Here is an 18,218-nt window from a genome sequence, read left to right as displayed (position 1 = left end):
CGGCGGCGGGCACCTTTCTCGTGCCCTCCGCCGTCGGCGAAGGAACCTCGCGGTCAGCGTGCCGTCGCGGCCGACCCGTCGAGGTCGAGGTCCACATCGACGTACCAGTCGCTGTGGCCGCCGTGCTCTCCCGAGTCCGGAGAATCGGGATAGAGGCGGTGCGCCTGCAGCTTCGCCGCGTGCTCGCTGAAGTCGGGCTCGTCGTCATCGAACTCGTGCGGCCCGACCAGCAGGTCGTTGCCCACGCCGATCACGAGGTCGGCGCAGTCCTCGCGCCCGCCGACGAGGATGGGGATCTCGACGGCGTCGGCCTCCCCCTCTTTGGCGACGGCTGCGGCGAGAGTCACGAGAGAGTCCGCCACGTCATCCGTGGTCACCAGCTGCTGGCCTGCGTACGAGACGATCTTCATGGATCCATCCTGGCCGACTCGGCCGATCCGCGGTGCAGGGTTGCGCGGCGGCGCACGGTTCGATATGCGGGCGAAGCCCGACCGGCGGGATCAGCTCACATCCGGGCGTAGCGGGCGCGGGCGAAGCAGAACAGGCCGTACAGAGCGAGGCCGGCACCGACCACCCACAGGATGACGGCGCCGAACGGGAGTCCGGCCAGAGCGCGCAGCGCCGAGTCCAGGCCGCCGGCGGTCTCGGGGTCATGCGTGAGCGCCGCGATGACGAACAGCACACCCGCGACGCCGACCGCGATGCCCTTGGCGACATAGCCGGCCGTTCCGAAGGCGGCGATGCCGGATCGCGCTTTTCCGGACGGCACGGACAGATGCTCCATGAACGCGCGAGTGATGCCCCGGACGACGAAGGCGACGCCGACGGCCGCCACTCCGAGTCCGACGAGCACGAGGAGCACGACGCCGGCCGGCACCGCGAGCAGCTTCGCGCTGAACGACTGGGAGGATTCGGACGACTGCGACTGGCCCCCGAGCGCATAGACCAGAGCCGTCGCGCCGATCGCGAGATAGGCGACAGCCGTGCCGAGGAACTTCGCCCGGTGCGCCCACTTCTTCTTCGCGTCGGGATCGCGCTCGACGACCGCCTCGGCGATCTGCCAGATCGCGAGAGCGAGCAGGCCGAGCACGATCAGCCACAGCAGGAACACGCCGGCGGGAGACTCCTGGATCTGCTGCATGGCACCGCCCTGATCGGCGTTCTCGCCGCCACCGCCGGTCGCGATCGAGATCGCGATGCCCCCGATGAGGATGTGCAGGATGCCGAGCACGACGTAGCCGACGCGCGCGAGGACGCGGAAGGCGGTCGAGTCCTGGGCGGCTCTCGCGGTGGAGGCGGCCGAGTCGCGAGTGTTCATGGGTTCACGGTGCTTTCGATCGGTTCTTCGGAGGTGTCGGGAGTGGGGGTCGCAGACGCGAGGCGCCGCGCACGGATCGCCTCCATGCAGGCCCAGACGAATGTCGCGACGGCGACGCCCTCGAGCATTCCCGCGACGACGTCGCTCAGCCAGTGGGCATGCAGGTAGGTGCGGCTCCACATCATGAGGAGCACCCACACGACGCCCACGACCCAGGCCCATCGACGACGGAGCACGAGTGCGAGGACGACCACGACGGTCGTGGCGACAGCCGTGTGCCCGGATGGGAAGGACGTCGCGACGCTCTCGGCGAGCGAGTCCGCCGGTCGCGTGCGCCCGATCACTGCCGCCATGGTCGCGCCGATCGCCACGACGGCGACCATCGCGATCGCCAGCGTCGCGGCATCCCACCGCCGACCGCGCCAGATGAGCGCAGCGATCAGCAGCGCTCCGACGACGATCATGCCGATGGTGCCGCCGACCACCGCCGGGACCCAGGCGACGACGACCCAGATGTCGCTGGTCAGCGCGACCATGAGGTCGTGCCACCAGACGTCGATCGCGAGCGGCTCGTGACCGCCGAGGGCGACCACCGCCCGCAGCACGACGAAGGCGAGGGTCGCCGCGGCACCGACGACGATCGCGCCGGTGCCGCGCTGCACCTCGGTCACGCCGACATCAGGCGAGGGGCTCGTTGTCGCGCATGCTGCGACGGGTCACGCGGTCGCCGGTCGCCGGGTCGACGGCGGTGCGGTCGACGGTCTCGGTGCGACGGCTGCGCATCGTGAGGATGAGGCTGATCAGGAAGACGACGACTCCTGCGCCCATGAGGATGTAGCCGATCAGATCGAGATCGACGTAGCCGCCGGTGTCGATGTTGAGTGCGAAGACCAGGATCGCTCCGATGACGAAGAGCGCGATGCCGCTGCCGATGCCCATATGTCCATTCCTCTCCGAGACCGCGTCCACGGTCTCGCGACGACCAGAATATGGTCAACACCGATTGAGTCAATACCCGTGGACACGTCCGTCATCCCGTGATATGGATGGGAACGATGACTGATCTCGAACGCCGCGTGGCGATCTTCGCCGCACTCGCCGATCAGACGCGCCTGCGCATCGTCGACCTGCTCACCCTGGGCGACCTCTCGTCGTCGGAGATCGGCACGACGCTGGACCTGAGATCGAACCTGATCGCCCACCATCTCGGCGTCCTCGAGTCCGCGCGCATCATCACGCGCACGCGCTCGGAGTTCGACAGGCGGCGCAGCTACATCGGGCTCCGCCCCGAGGTGTTCGACACGCTCGCACCGCCGAGCGTCGCTCCCCCGCGCCGGGTGCTGTTCGTGTGCACCGCGAACTCGGCACGATCGCAGCTCGCCGAGGTCATCTGGCGCGACATGAGCGCGATCGACGTGGCCTCCGCCGGCACCCAGCCCGCCTCCGCGGTGAACCCCCAGGCGCTGGCGACAGCCGAACGCCACGGGCTGATCATCGACCCGGCCCGGCCACCCCGCCACGTCGACGAGGTGCGCACCGACGACGACCTGGTGATCACGGTGTGCGACGACGCGCACGAGCGGATGCTCACGGGCGACGACCTGCACTGGTCGGTGCGGGATCCTGCCAGGGTCGGCACGGCCGCCGCCTTCGAGAGCGCCTTCGACACGCTCTGCCAGAGGATCCGCGCGCTGTCGTCGCGGCTGATCGCGGCCTGACAGCCCCGGCCCGGATGTCCCCGGCCCGTGCGACGATCTGCACGTCGACGGGAGAACACGATGCGGGGCGAAGCCACCGTGCTGCACGCCGATCTCGACGCGTTCTACGCCTCGGTCGAGCAGCGCGATGCGCCTGCTCTGCGCGGCCGGCCCGTCATCGTCGGCGGCGGCGTGGTGCTGGCGGCGAGCTATGAGGCCAAGGCCCGAGGGGTGCGCACCGCGATGGGCGGCCGCCAGGCGCTCGAGCTCTGCCCGGATGCCGTGGTCGTCCCGCCGCGCATGGAGGCGTACTCGGCGGCGAGCAAGGACGTGTTCGCGATCTTCCGCGACACGACCCCGCTCGTGGAGGGCCTCTCGATCGACGAGGCCTTTCTCGAGGTCGGCGGGCTGAGGCGCATCGTCGGCACCCCCGAAGAAGTCGCAGTGCGGCTGCGGAATCGGGTGCGCGCGGAAGTCGGCCTGGCCATCTCGGTGGGCGTGGCGCGCACCAAGTTCCTCGCCAAGGTCGCCAGCGCGGTCAGCAAACCCGATGGGCTGCTCGTGGTCGAACCCGACCGGGAAGAGCAGTTCCTGCTGCCGCTGCCGGTCGAGCGCCTGTGGGGCGTCGGGGCGGTGACGGCCGAGAAGCTGCACCGCTACGGGGTGCACACGGTCGGTCAGCTGGCGGAGCTCGAAGCGGCGACGGCCGAGCGGGTGCTGGGCAAGGCTGCGGGCTCGCACCTGCACGCCCTCGCCCGCCTGCGCGACCCGCGCCCGGTCGACACGACCCGGCGCCGCGGCTCGATCGGCTCGCAGCGCGCCCTCGGCTCGCGCGCCCGCACAGCGGACGAGCTCGACCTCTTCCTCACGCAGATCATCGACCGGCTCGCCCGCCGGCTCCGCGACGGCGAGCGCGTCTGCCGCACGGTCGTGCTGCGCCTTCGCTACGGGGACTTCGCCAAGGCGACCCGATCACGCTCTCTCCGGGCGCCGACCGATCGCACCGCGATCCTGCTCGACGTCGCGCGGACTCTGCTTGCCGCGGCCTGGCCCGAGATCGAGGCGCGGGGCATCACCCTCATCGGGATCTCGCTGTCGCAGCTCGACCGCGCCGAGAACGCGCCACCCGAACTGCCGATCGACTGGGGCGACGACGAACGACTCGACACGGTGCTCGACACCCTGCGCGGTCGCTTCGGCGCGGCATCCGTCTCGCGCGCCGCTCAGCTGGGGCGCGACCCGGGGTGGTCGAGTCCGATCCTCCCCGAGCACGAGTGAGCGCTCGACGTCAGAGCTGGTCGAGCACCAGTTCGCCGCGCGAGTTCAGCTGATCCATCATGTGGGCGACCCGTTTGGGGTCGATCGCGGGCATCGTCGGGTCATCGAACTCGAGCACCAACGGGATACTGGGGTGCACCCAGATGGTCATGCGGCCGGACGATGCCTCGGGCTTCGAGAGCCAGGTCATCATGAAGCTCTCATTGCGGCGCAGCTTCGTGCCGATCACGATCTTCACGTGCGCCAGAGTGGCGTCCTCGATCTCGATCGCGGGCCGCGAGCTGTTGTACTCCAATTTCCCCATGATGAGAACTGTACGCTCAGCGAAACCGATCGGGACCGCCCCACCCTCCGACCCATGCCTCCACGTGCGGGTTCGAGCGCAGCAGATGCACGCCTTCCGCACGGACGGTCAGGGTCTCGAATCCCTCTGCCGTGCCCCATCGCGCGGCTCGCCGCAGCGCTCGTCGCGAGTGCAGCACACCGGCGGACGAGCCGGCGGAGTCGACGAGATCGACGGTGCCGACGTCACCCGCACCGAGGCCCGCGACGATCTCGGCGATCCCTGCCGACTCGAGGACCACGACCGGGCGGTCGAGTTCCCAGAGCACCCTGGCCTCGGGCTCGTCGCCGTCGCCGTCGCCGTCGCCGTCGCCGTCGATCACGATGCGCGGGTCGTCGATGTCGAGTCCGGACGTCGCATCGAGCATCACGCGCGACCGCGGGAACGCGGTGAGGATCGAGTCCACCGCGATGAACAGCGCCTCCCGGGTGTGCGTGCCGCGCAGCCGGACGACGAGATCCGGGACCGCCGACAGCAGTCCCCGCGGAGCCGAGCCGTCGACCGGGATCGACGAGACGAGTGTCATGGTCTGGGCGTTCGCGCGCTCGAGCCCGGAATCCGTGCGCTCGGCCCACTCCGGCCCGTCGTGCCAGGCCACGGCCGTCGGCACGTGCGCCAGCACGGCGCCGGCCTGCCACATCCGATGCGCCCACTCCCAGTCCTCCCCGCCGTAGGTCGAGAACGACTCGTCGAAGCCGCCGGTCTCCTCGAACAGGCGACGCGAGCAGGCGATCACCGCGCCGATGACGAACCGGTACGAGCGGTCGTCGGCGTCGAGCAGGTCACGGCTGCGCGCGTACTCCTCGGCGAGCCAGGCCGGCTCCGGGAGCTCACGGCCGATCACCGCCTCGATCACGGGCGTCTCCGCATCGATGCCCGAGAAGTCGGCGTGGCGACGCCGTCCGACCGTGACCGCCTCGGGAAGCAGCGCCGGAAGACGGGTGAGAGCCCGCACATACCCGGGTTCCGGGGCGGTGTCGGCATCCAGAAAGCAGAGCACGTCCCCGGTGCTCGCTCGTGCGCCGAGATTGCGTGCAGCGGCGAGGCGGAAGCCCCGGTCGTCCTGCCGCACGAGGGTGACCCCCGGCGGCACGAGGACATCCCCGGCGGAGCCGTCGTCGGCGACGACGATCTCGAGGAGTTCGCGCGGATAGTCCTGCGTCGACAGCGCCGACAGCGTGCGGGCGAGCTCCCCGGGCTGCTCGTAGTGGGCGACGATCACCGACACTTTCGGCAGCGTCTGCGGCCGGACCCCGTCGAGCGAGTCCCACCTGTTGCCGACGACCCACGGGCGCCGTGTCACCACGCCAGCCCGCCCCACCAGCGCACGTAGGCCTCCGCCGCGTCCGGCCACGACATCGGCAGCCGAGTGAGTCCGTGCCAGGTCGTCTCGGGTCGTTCGAACGCCGCCCGCACCGCGGTGGCGAGCTCTGATCCGTCGACGGTCTGCACGGTTCCCGGACGCAGCGCCGCCATCTCGTCCATGTAGCGATTGCGCACGGCGACGGGACGGCGCCCCCAGCCGATCCACGATGCGAGGGACCCCGACGCCGACACATGGCGATGGGCGATCACCGGCACCGACACCGCGCGTCCCCGCCGGGCGATCTCCTCGTCGTCGAGCCAGCCCGTCACGTCGACCTCGACCCCGAGGGCGCCCGCGCGACGGACGAACTCCTCGAGCTCCGCGGCGTGGCCGTCGGACGCCCGGCCGAGAACCGTCATCCTCGTGATGCCCGCGGACGCGGCTGCGCGGGCCGCCTCGTCGTGTCCCTTGCCCGGGTAGAAGTAGCCGAGCACTCCGATCGACGCGTCAGCCGGCGTCCGCGGCACCTCGGGCCGCAGCTCGACGGGCAGCGGGATGCTCACCGCCGGGCCCGTCCACACCCGCTCCTCGCGCAGCAGCGCACGCTCGTGGTCGCTGTTCACCGCCACTCCACGCGCCGCCGCCGCCACCGCCGCGTACGCGGCCCGCCGCCGGGGCAGGTTGCGCTCGCCGTCCGACGCCTGCGGCACATCGTGCAGGGTGACGCTGATCGCGCGCCCGGCGGCGAGGTCTCCGAACGCCTGCGCCGCCTCCTCGGGAGAGCGCCCCCAGAGCCGGTCGGTGAAGTGCACGTGCAACGGGTCGCGGTCGTCGTCCGCATCCAGGCCGTGCGGTTCCACGGTGCGGATCGACGGGTCCGCGACGCGGACCGCATCGGCCATCTGCCGTCCGTACATGGCGACGCCGTGCGTTCCAGGGTGGACGAGCAGCAGCGGGGTGACGCTCATCGTGCTCGCCAGACGTCGAGAAGGGGCGCGAGACGGGTCACGGCGGCGTCGACGAACTCCGGGTGCGTGGCGTACCACTCGCGGTGAGCGGCACGCACCTCGGCGTCGTCGACCGCAACGCCGTCGACGATCCAGTGCGCGCGCGGCTCGTCCGCCAGCCCCCACGCGTCGACGACCTCCGGCTCCAACGGCGCGCGCACCGAGTTCAGCAGCGGGCGCCCGGGATCGGTCGGGCCGCCCGTATGGCCGAGCATCTCGAGCATGCGGGCACCCAACGGCATCCACACCGCATCGCCCGGATGATTGACCGTGCGCATGTGATCGGCCGTGACGGAGTCGAAGAGGTCGGAGACCGCCACGTCGGCGCTCTGCTCGCGCAGGCGCAGCGTGTCGATCGACGTCTGTCCCACGGCCCGCACCTCAGCGGGCGCGAGCGCGGCGACGACCGGGATTCCCGCGGCGGCGGCGAGAGTGCGCACGTCGTGGTACGCCACGACGGGCGGATCTCCCTCGACGCCGGGAACCCGGAAGGCGGATTGAAACGGATGCAGTCCGGCGAAGCGCACCGGGGGCACGGTCATGACCCGGGCATCGGTCACCGCGGCGATCTGCTGCGTCCCCAGCGGCAGATCGCGATAGTCGTCGCGGATCGGCTGGCTCACCACGACGTCGGCGAGGCCGGCGATCTCGTGCAGGCGCGCGGCGTCGGCGGCGGTCATCTCGTGCACGGCGGGGACGCGCACGAATCGGTGCTCCGGCGCATCCATCACCACGCGCAGCGACTCGGCCTGGCAGTTGCCGAGGACGACGCCGAATCGTTCGGGAAGCGGGGTGAGCCCGTAGAACTCCGAGTAGTGCTTCTGACGCGCTAGCACCACGGAGCCGGTCGGCGCAACGCCCGTGCGCGGTTCGGGATCGTGGCTCATGATTCGAACGTACCCCCTTCGATCGCATCAGTCGTGCGCCCCCTTTGCTGTGCGGTCACCCCCGTCATCGCGACCCCGCACGTCGATGCTCTGCCCGCCCACGGAGAACCACATCGTCACCGAACCCGCCCTCATCCGCGTCGCCTCGATCCCGGCCACCCATCCCTACGTGCGCGCCATCGCCGACACGGAGCGAGTGAAGGTCCTCCCCGATCCGCCCGTTCCCGGCGCAGCTGCGGGCGTCTGGTGGCCTCCGGTGACTCTCACCCCGCAGTGGCTGGTGTCGCACGCAGATGAGTTCGATGTGCTGCACGTGCACTTCGGCCTCGAATCCTTCTCGCCCGACGAGCTGCGCGAGGCGCTCGAGACCGCGCACCGGCTCGGCCGCCCGGTCGTGTACACCGTGCACGACCTCGAGAACCCGCAGCTGGTCGACCAGGCGCCGTACCGAGAGCTGCTCGATGTGATCATCCCGTCGGCCGATCGCCTGGTCACGCTCACCGCGACCGCGGCGGACGAGATCGAACGACGGTGGCACCGGAGCAGCGAGGTGCTGGCGCACCCCACTCTGCTCGACGATGCGCCGGTGATCGTGCGCTCGGGCGACGCGACCGTGCGGGTCGGCATCCACCTGCGCGACCTGCGTCCCAACATCGACGCGGAGCGTGCGGTCCGCACGGCTGTCGACGCGGCCGGACAGCTCGCCGAGGCGGGTCGCGCCGTCGACTTCGAGATCCTGCTGAACGAGCGCACGCGGGATGACGAGGCGGCAGCCCGCGTGGTCGCCGCCGCGGCCGACCACCCGTCCGTGCACGTGCGGCGCACCCCGCGGCTGAGCGACGCGGACATCGCCGCGTGGATCGGCGGCCTCGACCTCTTCGTCCTGCCGTACCTGCACGGAACCCACTCGGGATGGGTCGAGCTCTGCCACGACCTGGGGGTCCCCGTGGCCGGGACCGAGGTGGGGCACATCGGATGGCAGCATCCCGACGACTTCTTCGTCATCGAGCTCGACGACGCGCGGACGCTGGCCGAGGCCGTGTCGCGCGCGTCGGACGCGCCGCCCCGGCCGCCGATGGACACTCGCAGGTCCGAGAGGCTGGCCGAGCGGCAGGCGGTGCGCACCGCCCATGCGCGGCTGTATGCCGAGGCATGTGCGCGCGTCACCGAGGGGGCCCGCGCATGATCGGTCGCGAGCAGCTGCGGGTGCTGGTCGTGGCGCCCGAACGTCATCCTCTTCGCCAACCGCACGCGGGCGGGCTGGAGGCCGTGGTCTGGAACCGCGTGCGCTGGCTGCGCAGCCGCGGCCACCATGTGGAGCTGTGCGCGGCGGAGGGATCGGACTTCCTCGACGCCGACATAGACCTGCACCTGCCGAGTCCGCGGTGGCACCGGGCGCGGGATGCGTCCGACACCGACTTCCCCGAGGGGCACCGCCGTCTCATGACCGACGCCTTCGCGCGGGTACGGGATCGGCTCGACGCGCCGGAGACCCGCGTCGATGTCGTCGACAACCACAGCCTCCACGGCGATCCGATCCTGTGGAGCCGTGAGATCGGGGTTCCGGTCGTCACGACGCTGCACACCCCTCCCCTCGCCGACATGGTGATCGCGTCGAATGCTCTCGACGGCTCGTCGCCGCACAGGTTCCTCGCGGTCAGCCAGTACACGGCGCGCGCGTGGTCGGCCGAGGGCGTCGAGGCGTTCGTCTTCACCAACGGCGTCGACACCGCACAGTGGAGTCTGGGATCGGGCGGAGGGGACTGGGTGTGGTTCGGCCGGATCGTGCCCGAGAAGGCACCCCATCTCGCCATCGACGCCGCTCGACGCGCCGGCGCGCGGCTGAAGCTCGCGGGCCGCGTCGGCGACGCCGCCTATTTCGACCGCGAGGTGCGCCCGCGTCTCGGCCGGGGCATCGACTACGTCGGCGCGCTGCGACAGCCTGAGCTCGCCGAGCTCGTCGGGGCCTCATCGGTCGCCCTCGTGACACCGGTGTGGTCGGAGCCCTTCGGGCTGGTGATGGCCGAGGCGCTCATGACCGGCACGCCCGTCGCCGCGTTCGACTCGGGAGGCACCAGTGAGGTGCTCGCCGGAATCCCCGGCACCGCCGTGGTGCCGTCCGCCGACACCGAGGCGCTCGCGCGCGCCGCGACGAGCCTGGTCGCGCAGTCGCGCAGCGGACTGCGCCGACGGGATGTGCGCGACGCCGCCTCCGCGCGGCATTCGCTCGACCATCGGCATCGCGAGATCGAACGGGTCCTCACCGTCGCGGCTCAGAGCGCGATGCCCGCCCACGAGTTCGTGGAGGCGGTCGGAGCATGATCGCCTGGTACGTGCACCATCACGGGTGGGGCCACCTGACGCGGATGCAAGCGATCCGCCCGCACCTCGCCGACGAGGTCACGGTGTTCTCGAGCCTGCCTGAGCCCGAGTCCCTGGCACCGCGGACGACATGGGTTCAGCTGCCCTCCGACTCCGACCCGGTCGTCGGGGCCGACGGAGTGCGCCGAGAGGCGCACGAGCTCGGCGATGTCACCGCGAACGGCAGCCTGCACTGGGCACCCCTCGGGCATCCCGGGCATCAGGCTCGCCTCTCGGTGATCGCCGACTGGGTGGCCGTCCACCCGACCGCGGCCTTCGTCGTCGACGTCAGCGTCGAGATCACGATGCTCGCCCGCCTGATGGGCGTGCCGACGATCGTCTTCGCTCAACCGGGCGAGCGCACCGACGCCCCGCACCGGCTCGGATACGACCTCGCCGACCTCATCCTGACGCCGTGGCCGCAGGGAACCATCGAGGCGACGGCGCTCGTCGGCCGCGAGCGCGTGCGAGCGGTCGGCGGCGTGTCTCGCTATGACGGCCGAGCCCGCGTCGACACCGGCGATGAGCACCCCCGTCGCGTGCTGTTCCTCGGCCGCGCTCTCGACCGTGACGGGCTCTCCGAGACCGTCGAGCTGCTCAGAGCGGACGGGTGGGACGTCGAGAGCGCCGGCGCGAACGACGACGATCGGGTCGACGACGTCTGGCCCCTGCTGTGCCGCGCCACGGTCGTGGTGAGCGCGGCGGGCCAGAACAGCATCGCCGACCTCGCCGCCGCCGATGCCCGCGCCGTCGTGATCGCCCAGGAGAGGCCCTTCGGCGAGCAGGAGGACATGGCCCGCGTGCTCGCCGCACAGGGCTTCGCCCAGAGTCTTCCGGTCGATGCGGAGCCCTCCCAGGTCGTGGACGGCATCCGCCGAGCTGCCGAGACCGCTCCCCGGTGGCACGCGTGGCAGGTGCACGGGGCTGCCGCCCGCGGCGCGAGCGCGATCGAGGAGGTGGCGCGATGAGCGTCCGCGTCGCCGTCATCACGCCGGCTTCGGTCAACCGTCTCGACCATCTGCAGCGTCAGCGGCGGTTCCTCGACGAGGTCAGCACGCCCGGCGTCGAGATCGTCCGCATCGAGGCGTGGCTGGATGCGGACGCGCCGCCGTCACCGCCCGCAGCCCGGTTCGTGCATGTGCCGCCGGGCGACCACGGCATGCGCGTCGGCGCGGCGCGAAACGCGGCGGCCTCGCTCGCGCTCGCTCAGGACGTCGACCTGCTGGTGTTCCTCGATGTCGACTGCCTGCCGGGACCGGGACTCGTCGAGCGATATATCGGTGCCGCGCGAACGCACCCGCAGGACCTCCTCTGCGGCCCGGTGACCTATCTCCACAGTGTGCAGCGCCCGTCGACACCGCACGATCTCGGCATCCTGACCCGTCCGCACCCCGCTCGCCCGCTGCCCGCGGGTGACGCCGTCGTGGCGGCGACCGATGACGAGTTCGACCTGTTCTGGTCGCTCTCGTTCGCGGTGACCCCCGAGACCTGGACGCGTCTCGGCGGATTCGACGAGGTGTACGAGGGCTATGGCGCCGAAGACACCGACCTGGGTCGACGCGCACGGGCGCGTGGCATCGGGCTGCGCTGGGTCGGCGGCGCGCATGCCTACCACCAGTGGCATCCGGCCGGCTCTCCGCCCTGGCGCCACCTCGACGACATCCTGCGCAACGGCGCTCTGTTCGCCGAGCGATGGGGCGAGTGGCCGATGCGCGGCTGGATAGACAGCTTCATCGAGGGCGGTGCCGTGGAACCTCACGGCGACGGCTTTCGCCGCGTCGATCGCGCGAGCGCATCCCGTCGTTGAACCGCTCGACGGGAGGTTCGGATGCCGGGGAATCCGCACTACGCTCGGCAGCATGACGGCGTCTTCCCCCGATGAGCACCCGCTGCTTCGCGCGCACCGCACCCTGCGTCCGGGATTCGGCACCGAAGCGGCGGTCTACGGAACGATCCTCGTGAGCGGACTGATCGCCGTCTCGTCCGCACACGGAGAGACGTCTGCCGCGGTGCTCCTGTCGGTCGGAGTGACCGTCATCGTCTTCTGGGCGGCGCATGTCTACGCGGGTGCCGTCGCCCGGCTCGGCCGAGACGATCCCGAGCAGATGGGCGTGCGCACGGCCATCGGCCGCTCGGTGCGCCATTCACTCGGGATGCTGAGCTCGGCCGGGATCCCCGCGCTCATCCTCGTCGCCGGCACGACGCGGGTCATTCCCGACGATGCCGCGAACGACGTCGCCCTGTGGTCAGGAACCGTCATCCTGGCCTTCCTCGGCTACGTGGCCTTCCTCCGTCGGGGCAGCTCCATCCCCGTCCGCATCCTCGGGGCGCTGAGCACAGCGCTGTTCGGGGTGGCCTTCGTCGTGCTGAAGGCGTTCGTGCACTGACGTCCGGTCAGGCCGGCAGGATCACTCTGATCTGCGCGGCGACCTCGTCGACGATCTGCTCGACCGAGTGAGCGATGTTGATCGTGGCGGACATGGTCAGGAACATGACGGCCGAGACGATGCGGGCGAGCGCCGCGGCCTCGTCGGCCGAGACCCGCGTATCACGGGCGATGACGTCGGCGACCAGCTGCTCGGTCTGCCCCGTGAGGGCGAGCGCCTCACCGTGATGCGGTTCTTCGGGGTCGCCGAACACGATCTCACGCAGGTAGGTGCGGCCGTTGTCGATCTGGGTGCGGTTGCATTCGATGACCGGCCGGATCACCGCCAGCACACCCTCGAGAACACCGTCCGCGTCGGCGGCGGCGGCGCGTCCGCGCTCGAGCGCCTCGGCGTACATCGAGTTCTGCACGAGCAGCAGCAGCTCGCCCTTGGTCTTGGCGTAGAGGAAGAGCGTTCCCGTGCCGATGTCGGCGCGATCGGCGATCTCCTGCGTCGTGACGTCGTCCACCCCTCGTTCGGCGAAGAGCTCGCCGGCAGCGGTCGTGATGCGCTCGAGCTTGTCGAGCTTGTTGCGCTCACGTCGACCGAGAGGGCGGGAGTCGACAGTCATGACGTCCTTCGGAATAAATAATGATCACGCTCAGTTCTGATCATAGTCACCAGGGCGTGGGCTCGGTTCGCCCATTCTCCCACGAGCGCCTCATCGATCCACGGTGAAGCCGTGACGGCATCCGTTCGATCCCTCCCACAGAAAGCCCACCCTCATGCCTTCTCTCTCTGGAGCAGTAGTCCTCGTCACCGGCGCGAACGGAGGGATCGGCACGCACTTCGTCCGCGAGGCCCTCGCGCGCGGCGCCTCGAAGGTCTACGCCTCCGCACGCACGCCCCGCGAGTGGGACGACGAGCGCATCGTGCCGCTCGCCCTCGACGTCACCGACCCGGCATCGATCGCCGCAGCCGTCGCTGCCGCGCCCGACGTCACGGTGCTCATCAACAACGCCGGCGCCTCGCCCTCGAGCCCCGGCATCCTCTCGCACAGCGACGAGGAGATCCGCGCGAACGTCGAGACCAATTTCCTCGGCCCGCTGTTCCTCGCTCGCGCCTTCGCGCCGATCCTCTCGGCCCAGCCGCAGTCGGCGCTCATCGACATCCACTCGGCCTTGAGCTGGTACGCCGTCGCCGGCATCTACAGCGCGACCAAGGCGGCGCTGTGGTCGGCGACGAACTCGCTGCGCCTCGAGCTCGCCCCGGCCGGAGTGCACGTCGTCGGGGTGCACGTCGGATACGTCGACACGGCCATGGCGGCGAACGTCACCGACCCGAAGCTCGACCCGGCCGTGCTCGTGACCAAGGTGCTGGATGCCACGGAGGCGGGCGAGTACGAGGTGCTCGCCGACGACACCTCGGTGCAGGTCAGGGCCGCCCTGAGCGCCCCGCTCGAGGCGCTCTACCCGCAGCTGGCGCGCGCCTCGGCGCAGTAGTCCACACGGCGAAGGCCCCGGGAGCGATCGGATCGCTCCCGGGGCCTTCGTGCGTCCGGATGCTCTGCAGCGATCAGGACTCAGGCTCCCCTGATCACGACCTTGCCGCGGATTCCGCCCCGGGTCAGCGACGCGATGCCGTCGGCGGCCTCCTCGAACGGGAGCACGCGACCGACGATCGGGCGGATGGCTCCCGCGTCGACGAGTTCTGCGATCTGGCGCAGCTGTTCCCCGCTCGCCCGCATGAAGAGGAACGTGTAGGCGACGCCCAGGCGCTTCGCCTGGGCCCGGACCTTGCGGCTGAGCACGGCCATGGCCAGTCGGAGCAGTGGATTGAGGCCGGCTGCGCGGGCGAACTCGGGTGTGGGCGGACCCGAGATCCCGACCGCCCTGCCTCCCGGCCGCAGGATGCGCAGCGACTTCTCGAGGTTCTCGCCGCCGAGGCTGTCGAGCACGACGTCGTATCCACTGAGGACCTCCTCGAAGTCCTCAGACCGGTAGTCGACGACATGGTCGGCGCCGAGCATCCTCACGAAGTCAGCGTTCGCGCCGCTCGCGGTCGTCGCCACCTCCGCGCCCAGGTGCTTCGCGAGCTGGATCGCGATCGATCCGACGCCACCGGCTCCCGCATGGATCAGCACCTTGTCGCCCCGCCGCACCTCGCCGATCTCGACCAGGGCCTGCCAGGCCGTCAGCGCGACGAGCGGCAGCGACCCCGCCTCGTCCATCGTGATCGACGCGGGCTTCAGCGCCACGTCGCTGTCGTCGATCGCGATCCGCTCGGCGAAGGTCCCGATGCGACGATCGCGCGGACGCGCGTAGACCTCGTCGCCGATCGCGAAACGGCTCACGCCGGCGCCGACGCGGATGACCGTGCCCGCGACGTCATGCCCGAGGACGATCGGCAGACGGTACGGCAGGATCGCTCTGAACTCGCCGGCGCGGATCTTCTCATCCAGCTGGTTGACACCCGCCGCCTGCACGCGGACGAGCACGTCGCGCTCGCCCACGGAGGGCTCGGGCACGTCGGCCGCGTGCACGGCGGTGTCGTACTTCGAGAGGACGAAAGCTCTCATGGGTGATCTCCGGAATCCGTCGCAGAATAACGACTGAACTCTATTATGAGCGCACTCAGTTTTCTTGTCAACCGCGGCGAAATGTTCTCAGTCGAGTCGAGAGGACAGCTCCTCGATGATCTGCGCGACCTCGCGTCGCGCATCCGCCAACCGTTCGATCTCCGCGTCGAGGCCGGCGAGCGCGGTGTCGGACGATCCGTGACGGCGTGCGATCTGCAGGTTCGCCCGGATGTTCAGCGACGCCCCCGACAATCCGGCGCCCAGGGCCTCTGCGGCGACGGCGAGATCAACGGCGATGTGAGGGTTGCCCGCCTCGACGAGCACCCGCACGTCGCGCAGCATCCGCACGCCGATGCCACCGACCTGGGCCGCGGACTCGGCCGCCTCGACGGCCGCCTCGCGGACGCGCTCGTCGCGGGACGGGTCGTCGCTGGGCAGTGCGAGGGCAGCTCCGAAGCGTGCCGAGACGACGCCGTCCGCCTCGACCGCCCGCAGCGCCTCGACGCGTCGCCCGGTGAGCGGATCGAGGCGCTCCGATGCTCGAGGGTCGTCATCGGAGTACCCGCCCACCATGCTCATCAGCGAGGCGGCGATCGCGAGCATCACTCCCGACGCGGCGCCTCCCCCGGGAGAACCGGTCGGACGACTCAGCGCGTCGAACCAGTCGTCCATCGGGGTGGATGCGGGGATGTCGGCGGAGTCCTCCATGACCGTCACCCTACGAGCTACGACCAGAGCAGCGGGAGCAGCGACACCACGAGACCCACGAACCCGACGCCGGCGAACACGATCCCGAGGGTGAGGACGACGCGGCGTGCATGCGGCGGCTCCCCCACCCGCGCGTGGGAGGGGTTGTTCGCGCTGACCACTCCGTCGGCCCAGCCGGCCTCCGCGGTCGCCGATTCCTGCCGGCTCAGCGGTCGCTCATGGAAGTCTCCGCCGGCGAACCAGCGGGCGAGCAACGCCCCGTCGCGCTCGATGACGGCGATCTCTGCGGGCAGCCACGGCCCCTCGATCGTCCGGATGAGGACGCCGATCAGCAGCATCGGCAGACCGAGCCCGAGGCCGACCCACGACAGCACCTCGCCGACGAGCGCGAGGGTGTCGAGCATCTGCATGATCTCATCGTAGAGAGTTCGGTTAACCCTCGTCGGCCTCTGACGCAAGGCCCTCGGCACACTCGCTTCGATCGCCTAGCGTCGGCCACACGAGAGGGAGGAGCGCACCATGAGCACGAACATCGAGATCGACGGCCGGAATTTCGTGCTGCGTGACGATCGCCCTCTGAGGCAGGTGATGGACGAGATCGAGGCCGCCGCATCCGCAGCGCCGACCTTCATCACCCTGTCGGGCGACGACCGCAGCATCAGCGTGCTCATCCGCCCCACGACGCGCGTGGTGATCTCGGTCGAGAAGGCCGCGCACGTCGATACGACCGGACACATCGAGCCGGACCACGCCTCATGGGATCTCCCGTTCGAAGACTGGGAGATGTGACGTGCAGGAGCTGTGGCTCGTCAGGCACGGAGAGAGTGTCGGCAACGTCGCCGCGACAGCCGCGGAGACCGCCCGCGCCGAGGTGATCGACCTCGCGACCCGAGACGCCGATGTGCCGTTGTCGACCACCGGTGCCGAGCAGGCGCGAGCGCTGGCGGCCGCGTTGCACGGCGGCCCTGTCACGCCCCAGGTCGCCTGGTTGTCGCCGTACGTGCGAGCCCAGCAGACGTTCGCGCTCAGCATGGAGGGCGTGGAGGGCGTCGCCGGCGTCGAGCGGGTGCTCACCGACGAACGGCTGCGCGACAGAGAGCTCGGCATCCTCGATCTGCTGACCCGGTGGGGCGTCGCCGCCCGGCATCCCGAAGAGGCCGACCGTCGGGCGCGACTGGGCAAGTACTACCACCGGCCGCCCGGAGGAGAGTCGTGGGCCGATGTGTCCCTGCGCCTGCGGTCGTTCCTGCGAGATGCACTGGCCGACGACGCCCGCGTCGGTCTCGTCGTCGCGCATGACGCCGTCGTGATGCTGCTGGTCGCACTGCTGACCGGGATGGACGAGACGCGCCTCATGCAGTTCGCCTCGACGAACCCGGTGCTCAACGCCTCGGTGACGCGGCTGCGCCTGGACGGCCGGCAGTGGCAGCTCGAGGACTTCTCCGACGTGCGCCACCTCGCGCAGCTGGGCGCCGACATCACCGTGCACCCGGGAAGCCCCGATGTCGGCCCGGGATGAGCCGACGCGGGTGACGCCGCAGCTGCTGCAGGAGTGGGGTCTGCCCGACCCCGGCGACTCGAAGAAGTCCCGCGGCACGGCGATGATCATCGGCGGCTCGTCTCTCTCGGCCGGCGCGGTCGTGCTGGGCGGGGAGGCCATGCTGCGCGTCGGAGCGGGCAAGGTCGCGGTCACGACCGACGCCTCGGTCGCGGATGTCGTGCGGATCGCGTTCCCCGAGGCCGGGGTCTACGAATCGCCCGGTCCGGGCGAACCGATGACCGACGACCTGCGCAGCGCCTGCGAAGGAGCGGATGCGGTGCTGGTCGGGCCGGGGCTGGACGACCCCGACGATGCCCTCGGGTGGCTGCGGCGGCTGGCGGGCCACGACATCTCCTGCCTCGTGGTCGACGCCTTCGCCGTCGGTGCACTGCGCGACGTGCCGCGCTCGGATCTTCCGGCGTCCCTGATCGTCAACGCCAATCTCGACGAGGCCGAGCTCCTGCTGGGCCGCCCCGTCGACGACCTCTTCTCGGACCTGCCGGGACTCGCTCAGGAGCTCGACGCCGTGATCCACTGCTACTCCGCCGTGGTCTCACCCTCGGGCACCGCATGGCGACTCGACGACGGCGGCCCCGGCCTCGGCACGGCCGGATCGGGCGACGTCGTCGCGGGCGCCATCACCGGCTTCGCCGCCCGAGGACTCGCCCCGGAACGCGCCGCCGTCTGGGGAGCATGGGCGCACGCCCGCGCAGGAGACCGACTCGCCGAGCGCAGGGGTCTCGGCTACCTCGCCCGCGAGCTGGTGCGCGAACTCCCCGCCGCCGTGCTCGACGACGTCGACGGGGCTCGAGGCGACGTCGACTGAGCC

The 18,218-nt window shown here is 70.8% G+C and carries 23 protein-coding genes; 11 read left to right on the top strand and 12 right to left on the bottom strand.

Annotated elements, in window-relative coordinates; all coding sequences use genetic code 11:
* Positions 1-53 precede the first annotated feature (53 nt).
* The 4 genes from ASE34_RS13665 to ASE34_RS13650 form a co-directional block, all read right to left on the bottom strand.
* Complete coding sequence (locus tag ASE34_RS13665; RefSeq protein ID WP_056279548.1) at positions 54-410, bottom strand: hypothetical protein; 357 nt, start codon at positions 408-410, stop codon at positions 54-56.
* A 95-nt stretch (positions 411-505) separates the two neighbouring features.
* Positions 506-1,318: a DUF1206 domain-containing protein gene (locus tag ASE34_RS13660; protein ID WP_053097639.1), complete on the bottom strand. Its 813-nt coding sequence runs from the start codon at positions 1,316-1,318 to the stop codon at positions 506-508.
* Positions 1,315-1,989, bottom strand: a complete 675-nt coding sequence (locus ASE34_RS13655) for a phosphatase PAP2 family protein (RefSeq protein WP_056279546.1) — start codon at positions 1,987-1,989, stop codon at positions 1,315-1,317. Before ASE34_RS13655 ends, ASE34_RS13660 begins: the two co-directional genes overlap by 4 nt.
* 7 nt (positions 1,990-1,996) lie before the next feature.
* Entirely contained in the window at positions 1,997-2,257 is a 261-nt protein-coding gene (locus tag ASE34_RS13650) for a DUF6458 family protein (RefSeq protein WP_053097641.1), read from the bottom strand.
* Positions 2,258-2,373: 116 nt separating this feature from the next.
* Between ASE34_RS13650 and ASE34_RS13645 the strand changes: the two genes are divergently transcribed.
* Complete coding sequence (locus ASE34_RS13645) at positions 2,374-3,036, top strand: ArsR family transcriptional regulator (RefSeq protein WP_321163941.1); 663 nt, start codon at positions 2,374-2,376, stop codon at positions 3,034-3,036.
* Positions 3,037-3,096: 60 nt separating this feature from the next.
* On the top strand, positions 3,097-4,293 hold the full coding sequence (gene dinB / locus ASE34_RS13640) for a DNA polymerase IV (RefSeq protein WP_056279542.1): 1,197 nt from the start codon (positions 3,097-3,099) through the stop codon (positions 4,291-4,293).
* Between the two features lie 10 nt (positions 4,294-4,303).
* Here dinB and ASE34_RS13635 read toward each other — a convergent pair whose 3' ends face one another.
* From ASE34_RS13635 to ASE34_RS13620, 4 genes are read right to left on the bottom strand one after another with little or no spacing between them, the layout of a single operon-like run.
* Positions 4,304-4,597, bottom strand: coding sequence for a hypothetical protein (locus ASE34_RS13635; RefSeq protein WP_053097644.1), 294 nt, complete (start codon positions 4,595-4,597; stop codon positions 4,304-4,306).
* A gap of 16 nt (positions 4,598-4,613) precedes the next feature.
* Positions 4,614-5,939 (bottom strand): glycosyltransferase family 2 protein, encoded by a 1,326-nt coding sequence (locus ASE34_RS13630; protein WP_235567512.1) that lies wholly within the window; start codon positions 5,937-5,939, stop codon positions 4,614-4,616.
* Entirely contained in the window at positions 5,936-6,910 is a 975-nt protein-coding gene (locus ASE34_RS13625) for a hypothetical protein (protein WP_056279538.1), read from the bottom strand. Before ASE34_RS13625 ends, ASE34_RS13630 begins: the two co-directional genes overlap by 4 nt.
* Positions 6,907-7,836 carry a WcbI family polysaccharide biosynthesis putative acetyltransferase gene (locus ASE34_RS13620; protein ID WP_056279536.1) on the bottom strand — a complete coding sequence of 310 codons (930 nt, stop codon included), beginning with the start codon at positions 7,834-7,836 and terminating at the stop codon, positions 6,907-6,909. The genes ASE34_RS13625 and ASE34_RS13620 overlap by 4 nt, the downstream gene beginning before the upstream one ends.
* A gap of 85 nt (positions 7,837-7,921) precedes the next feature.
* Between ASE34_RS13620 and ASE34_RS13615 the strand changes: the two genes are divergently transcribed.
* From ASE34_RS13615 to ASE34_RS13595, 5 genes are read left to right on the top strand one after another with little or no spacing between them, the layout of a single operon-like run.
* Complete coding sequence (locus ASE34_RS13615) at positions 7,922-9,022, top strand: glycosyltransferase (RefSeq protein ID WP_056279535.1); 1,101 nt, start codon at positions 7,922-7,924, stop codon at positions 9,020-9,022.
* Complete coding sequence (locus ASE34_RS13610; RefSeq protein WP_056279532.1) at positions 9,019-10,158, top strand: glycosyltransferase; 1,140 nt, start codon at positions 9,019-9,021, stop codon at positions 10,156-10,158. The genes ASE34_RS13615 and ASE34_RS13610 overlap by 4 nt, the downstream gene beginning before the upstream one ends.
* Entirely contained in the window at positions 10,155-11,165 is a 1,011-nt protein-coding gene (locus ASE34_RS13605; protein WP_056279530.1) for a glycosyltransferase, read from the top strand. Before ASE34_RS13610 ends, ASE34_RS13605 begins: the two co-directional genes overlap by 4 nt.
* The gene (locus ASE34_RS13600; protein WP_056279528.1) at positions 11,162-12,004 is read left to right on the top strand and encodes a galactosyltransferase-related protein; all 843 of its coding nucleotides are present in this window, start codon (positions 11,162-11,164) and stop codon (positions 12,002-12,004) included. The genes ASE34_RS13605 and ASE34_RS13600 overlap by 4 nt, the downstream gene beginning before the upstream one ends.
* A 52-nt stretch (positions 12,005-12,056) precedes the next feature.
* On the top strand, positions 12,057-12,584 hold the full coding sequence (locus tag ASE34_RS13595; RefSeq protein WP_233277240.1) for a hypothetical protein: 528 nt from the start codon (positions 12,057-12,059) through the stop codon (positions 12,582-12,584).
* Positions 12,585-12,591: 7 nt separating this feature from the next.
* Here ASE34_RS13595 and ASE34_RS13590 read toward each other — a convergent pair whose 3' ends face one another.
* On the bottom strand, positions 12,592-13,194 hold the full coding sequence (locus tag ASE34_RS13590) for a TetR/AcrR family transcriptional regulator (RefSeq protein WP_053097652.1): 603 nt from the start codon (positions 13,192-13,194) through the stop codon (positions 12,592-12,594).
* 154 nt (positions 13,195-13,348) lie between these two features.
* On the opposite strand from ASE34_RS13590, the gene ASE34_RS13585 reads away from it, so the two are divergent.
* Positions 13,349-14,065, top strand: coding sequence for an SDR family oxidoreductase (locus tag ASE34_RS13585; RefSeq protein WP_056279526.1), 717 nt, complete (start codon positions 13,349-13,351; stop codon positions 14,063-14,065).
* A gap of 80 nt (positions 14,066-14,145) precedes the next feature.
* Here ASE34_RS13585 and ASE34_RS13580 read toward each other — a convergent pair whose 3' ends face one another.
* The 3 genes from ASE34_RS13580 to ASE34_RS13570 form a co-directional block, all read right to left on the bottom strand.
* Positions 14,146-15,141 (bottom strand): NADP-dependent oxidoreductase, encoded by a 996-nt coding sequence (locus ASE34_RS13580; RefSeq protein ID WP_056279524.1) that lies wholly within the window; start codon positions 15,139-15,141, stop codon positions 14,146-14,148.
* 87 nt (positions 15,142-15,228) lie between these two features.
* A complete protein-coding gene (locus ASE34_RS13575) occupies positions 15,229-15,849 on the bottom strand; it encodes a cyclodeaminase/cyclohydrolase family protein (protein WP_053097655.1) in 621 nt (206 codons plus the stop codon).
* Between the two features lie 17 nt (positions 15,850-15,866).
* Entirely contained in the window at positions 15,867-16,259 is a 393-nt protein-coding gene (locus ASE34_RS13570; protein ID WP_053097656.1) for a hypothetical protein, read from the bottom strand.
* A 109-nt stretch (positions 16,260-16,368) separates the two neighbouring features.
* On the opposite strand from ASE34_RS13570, the gene ASE34_RS13565 reads away from it, so the two are divergent.
* The 3 genes from ASE34_RS13565 to ASE34_RS13555 are packed head-to-tail and all read left to right on the top strand — an operon-like array spanning position 16,369 to position 18,215.
* Positions 16,369-16,638, top strand: a complete 270-nt coding sequence (locus tag ASE34_RS13565) for a hypothetical protein (RefSeq protein ID WP_056279522.1) — start codon at positions 16,369-16,371, stop codon at positions 16,636-16,638.
* Between the two features lies 1 nt (position 16,639).
* Positions 16,640-17,368, top strand: coding sequence for a histidine phosphatase family protein (locus tag ASE34_RS13560; RefSeq protein ID WP_072591776.1), 729 nt, complete (start codon positions 16,640-16,642; stop codon positions 17,366-17,368).
* Positions 17,352-18,215 (top strand): NAD(P)H-hydrate dehydratase, encoded by an 864-nt coding sequence (locus tag ASE34_RS13555; protein ID WP_056279519.1) that lies wholly within the window; start codon positions 17,352-17,354, stop codon positions 18,213-18,215. Before ASE34_RS13560 ends, ASE34_RS13555 begins: the two co-directional genes overlap by 17 nt.
* Positions 18,216-18,218 lie beyond the last annotated feature (3 nt).

The sequence above is a fragment of the Microbacterium sp. Root280D1 genome, from assembly GCF_001428975.1.
Taxonomy (GTDB): domain Bacteria; phylum Actinomycetota; class Actinomycetes; order Actinomycetales; family Microbacteriaceae; genus Microbacterium.
Note: the sequence above shows the minus strand (reverse complement) of the source record. Positions and strands in the feature narration are given on the sequence as shown.

What these genes read in the sequence shown, in the direction of transcription:
- ASE34_RS13665 (WP_056279548.1), bottom strand. Translation starts at nt 410, where the DNA reads ATGAAGATCGTCTCGTACGCAGGCCAGCAGCTGGTGACCACGGATGAC.
- ASE34_RS13660 (WP_053097639.1), bottom strand. Translation starts at nt 1,318, where the DNA reads ATGAACACTCGCGACTCGGCCGCCTCCACCGCGAGAGCCGCCCAGGAC.
- ASE34_RS13650 (WP_053097641.1), bottom strand. Translation starts at nt 2,257, where the DNA reads ATGGGCATCGGCAGCGGCATCGCGCTCTTCGTCATCGGAGCGATCCTG.
- ASE34_RS13645 (WP_321163941.1), top strand. Translation starts at nt 2,374, where the DNA reads ATGACTGATCTCGAACGCCGCGTGGCGATCTTCGCCGCACTCGCCGAT.
- dinB (WP_056279542.1), top strand. Translation starts at nt 3,097, where the DNA reads ATGCGGGGCGAAGCCACCGTGCTGCACGCCGATCTCGACGCGTTCTAC.
- ASE34_RS13635 (WP_053097644.1), bottom strand. Translation starts at nt 4,597, where the DNA reads ATGGGGAAATTGGAGTACAACAGCTCGCGGCCCGCGATCGAGATCGAG.
- ASE34_RS13625 (WP_056279538.1), bottom strand. Translation starts at nt 6,910, where the DNA reads ATGAGCGTCACCCCGCTGCTGCTCGTCCACCCTGGAACGCACGGCGTC.
- ASE34_RS13620 (WP_056279536.1), bottom strand. Translation starts at nt 7,836, where the DNA reads ATGAGCCACGATCCCGAACCGCGCACGGGCGTTGCGCCGACCGGCTCC.
- ASE34_RS13615 (WP_056279535.1), top strand. Translation starts at nt 7,922, where the DNA reads ATGCTCTGCCCGCCCACGGAGAACCACATCGTCACCGAACCCGCCCTC.
- ASE34_RS13610 (WP_056279532.1), top strand. Translation starts at nt 9,019, where the DNA reads ATGATCGGTCGCGAGCAGCTGCGGGTGCTGGTCGTGGCGCCCGAACGT.
- ASE34_RS13605 (WP_056279530.1), top strand. Translation starts at nt 10,155, where the DNA reads ATGATCGCCTGGTACGTGCACCATCACGGGTGGGGCCACCTGACGCGG.
- ASE34_RS13600 (WP_056279528.1), top strand. Translation starts at nt 11,162, where the DNA reads ATGAGCGTCCGCGTCGCCGTCATCACGCCGGCTTCGGTCAACCGTCTC.
- ASE34_RS13595 (WP_233277240.1), top strand. Translation starts at nt 12,057, where the DNA reads ATGACGGCGTCTTCCCCCGATGAGCACCCGCTGCTTCGCGCGCACCGC.
- ASE34_RS13590 (WP_053097652.1), bottom strand. Translation starts at nt 13,194, where the DNA reads ATGACTGTCGACTCCCGCCCTCTCGGTCGACGTGAGCGCAACAAGCTC.
- ASE34_RS13585 (WP_056279526.1), top strand. Translation starts at nt 13,349, where the DNA reads ATGCCTTCTCTCTCTGGAGCAGTAGTCCTCGTCACCGGCGCGAACGGA.
- ASE34_RS13580 (WP_056279524.1), bottom strand. Translation starts at nt 15,141, where the DNA reads ATGAGAGCTTTCGTCCTCTCGAAGTACGACACCGCCGTGCACGCGGCC.
- ASE34_RS13575 (WP_053097655.1), bottom strand. Translation starts at nt 15,849, where the DNA reads ATGGAGGACTCCGCCGACATCCCCGCATCCACCCCGATGGACGACTGG.
- ASE34_RS13570 (WP_053097656.1), bottom strand. Translation starts at nt 16,259, where the DNA reads ATGCAGATGCTCGACACCCTCGCGCTCGTCGGCGAGGTGCTGTCGTGG.
- ASE34_RS13565 (WP_056279522.1), top strand. Translation starts at nt 16,369, where the DNA reads ATGAGCACGAACATCGAGATCGACGGCCGGAATTTCGTGCTGCGTGAC.
- ASE34_RS13555 (WP_056279519.1), top strand. Translation starts at nt 17,352, where the DNA reads ATGTCGGCCCGGGATGAGCCGACGCGGGTGACGCCGCAGCTGCTGCAG.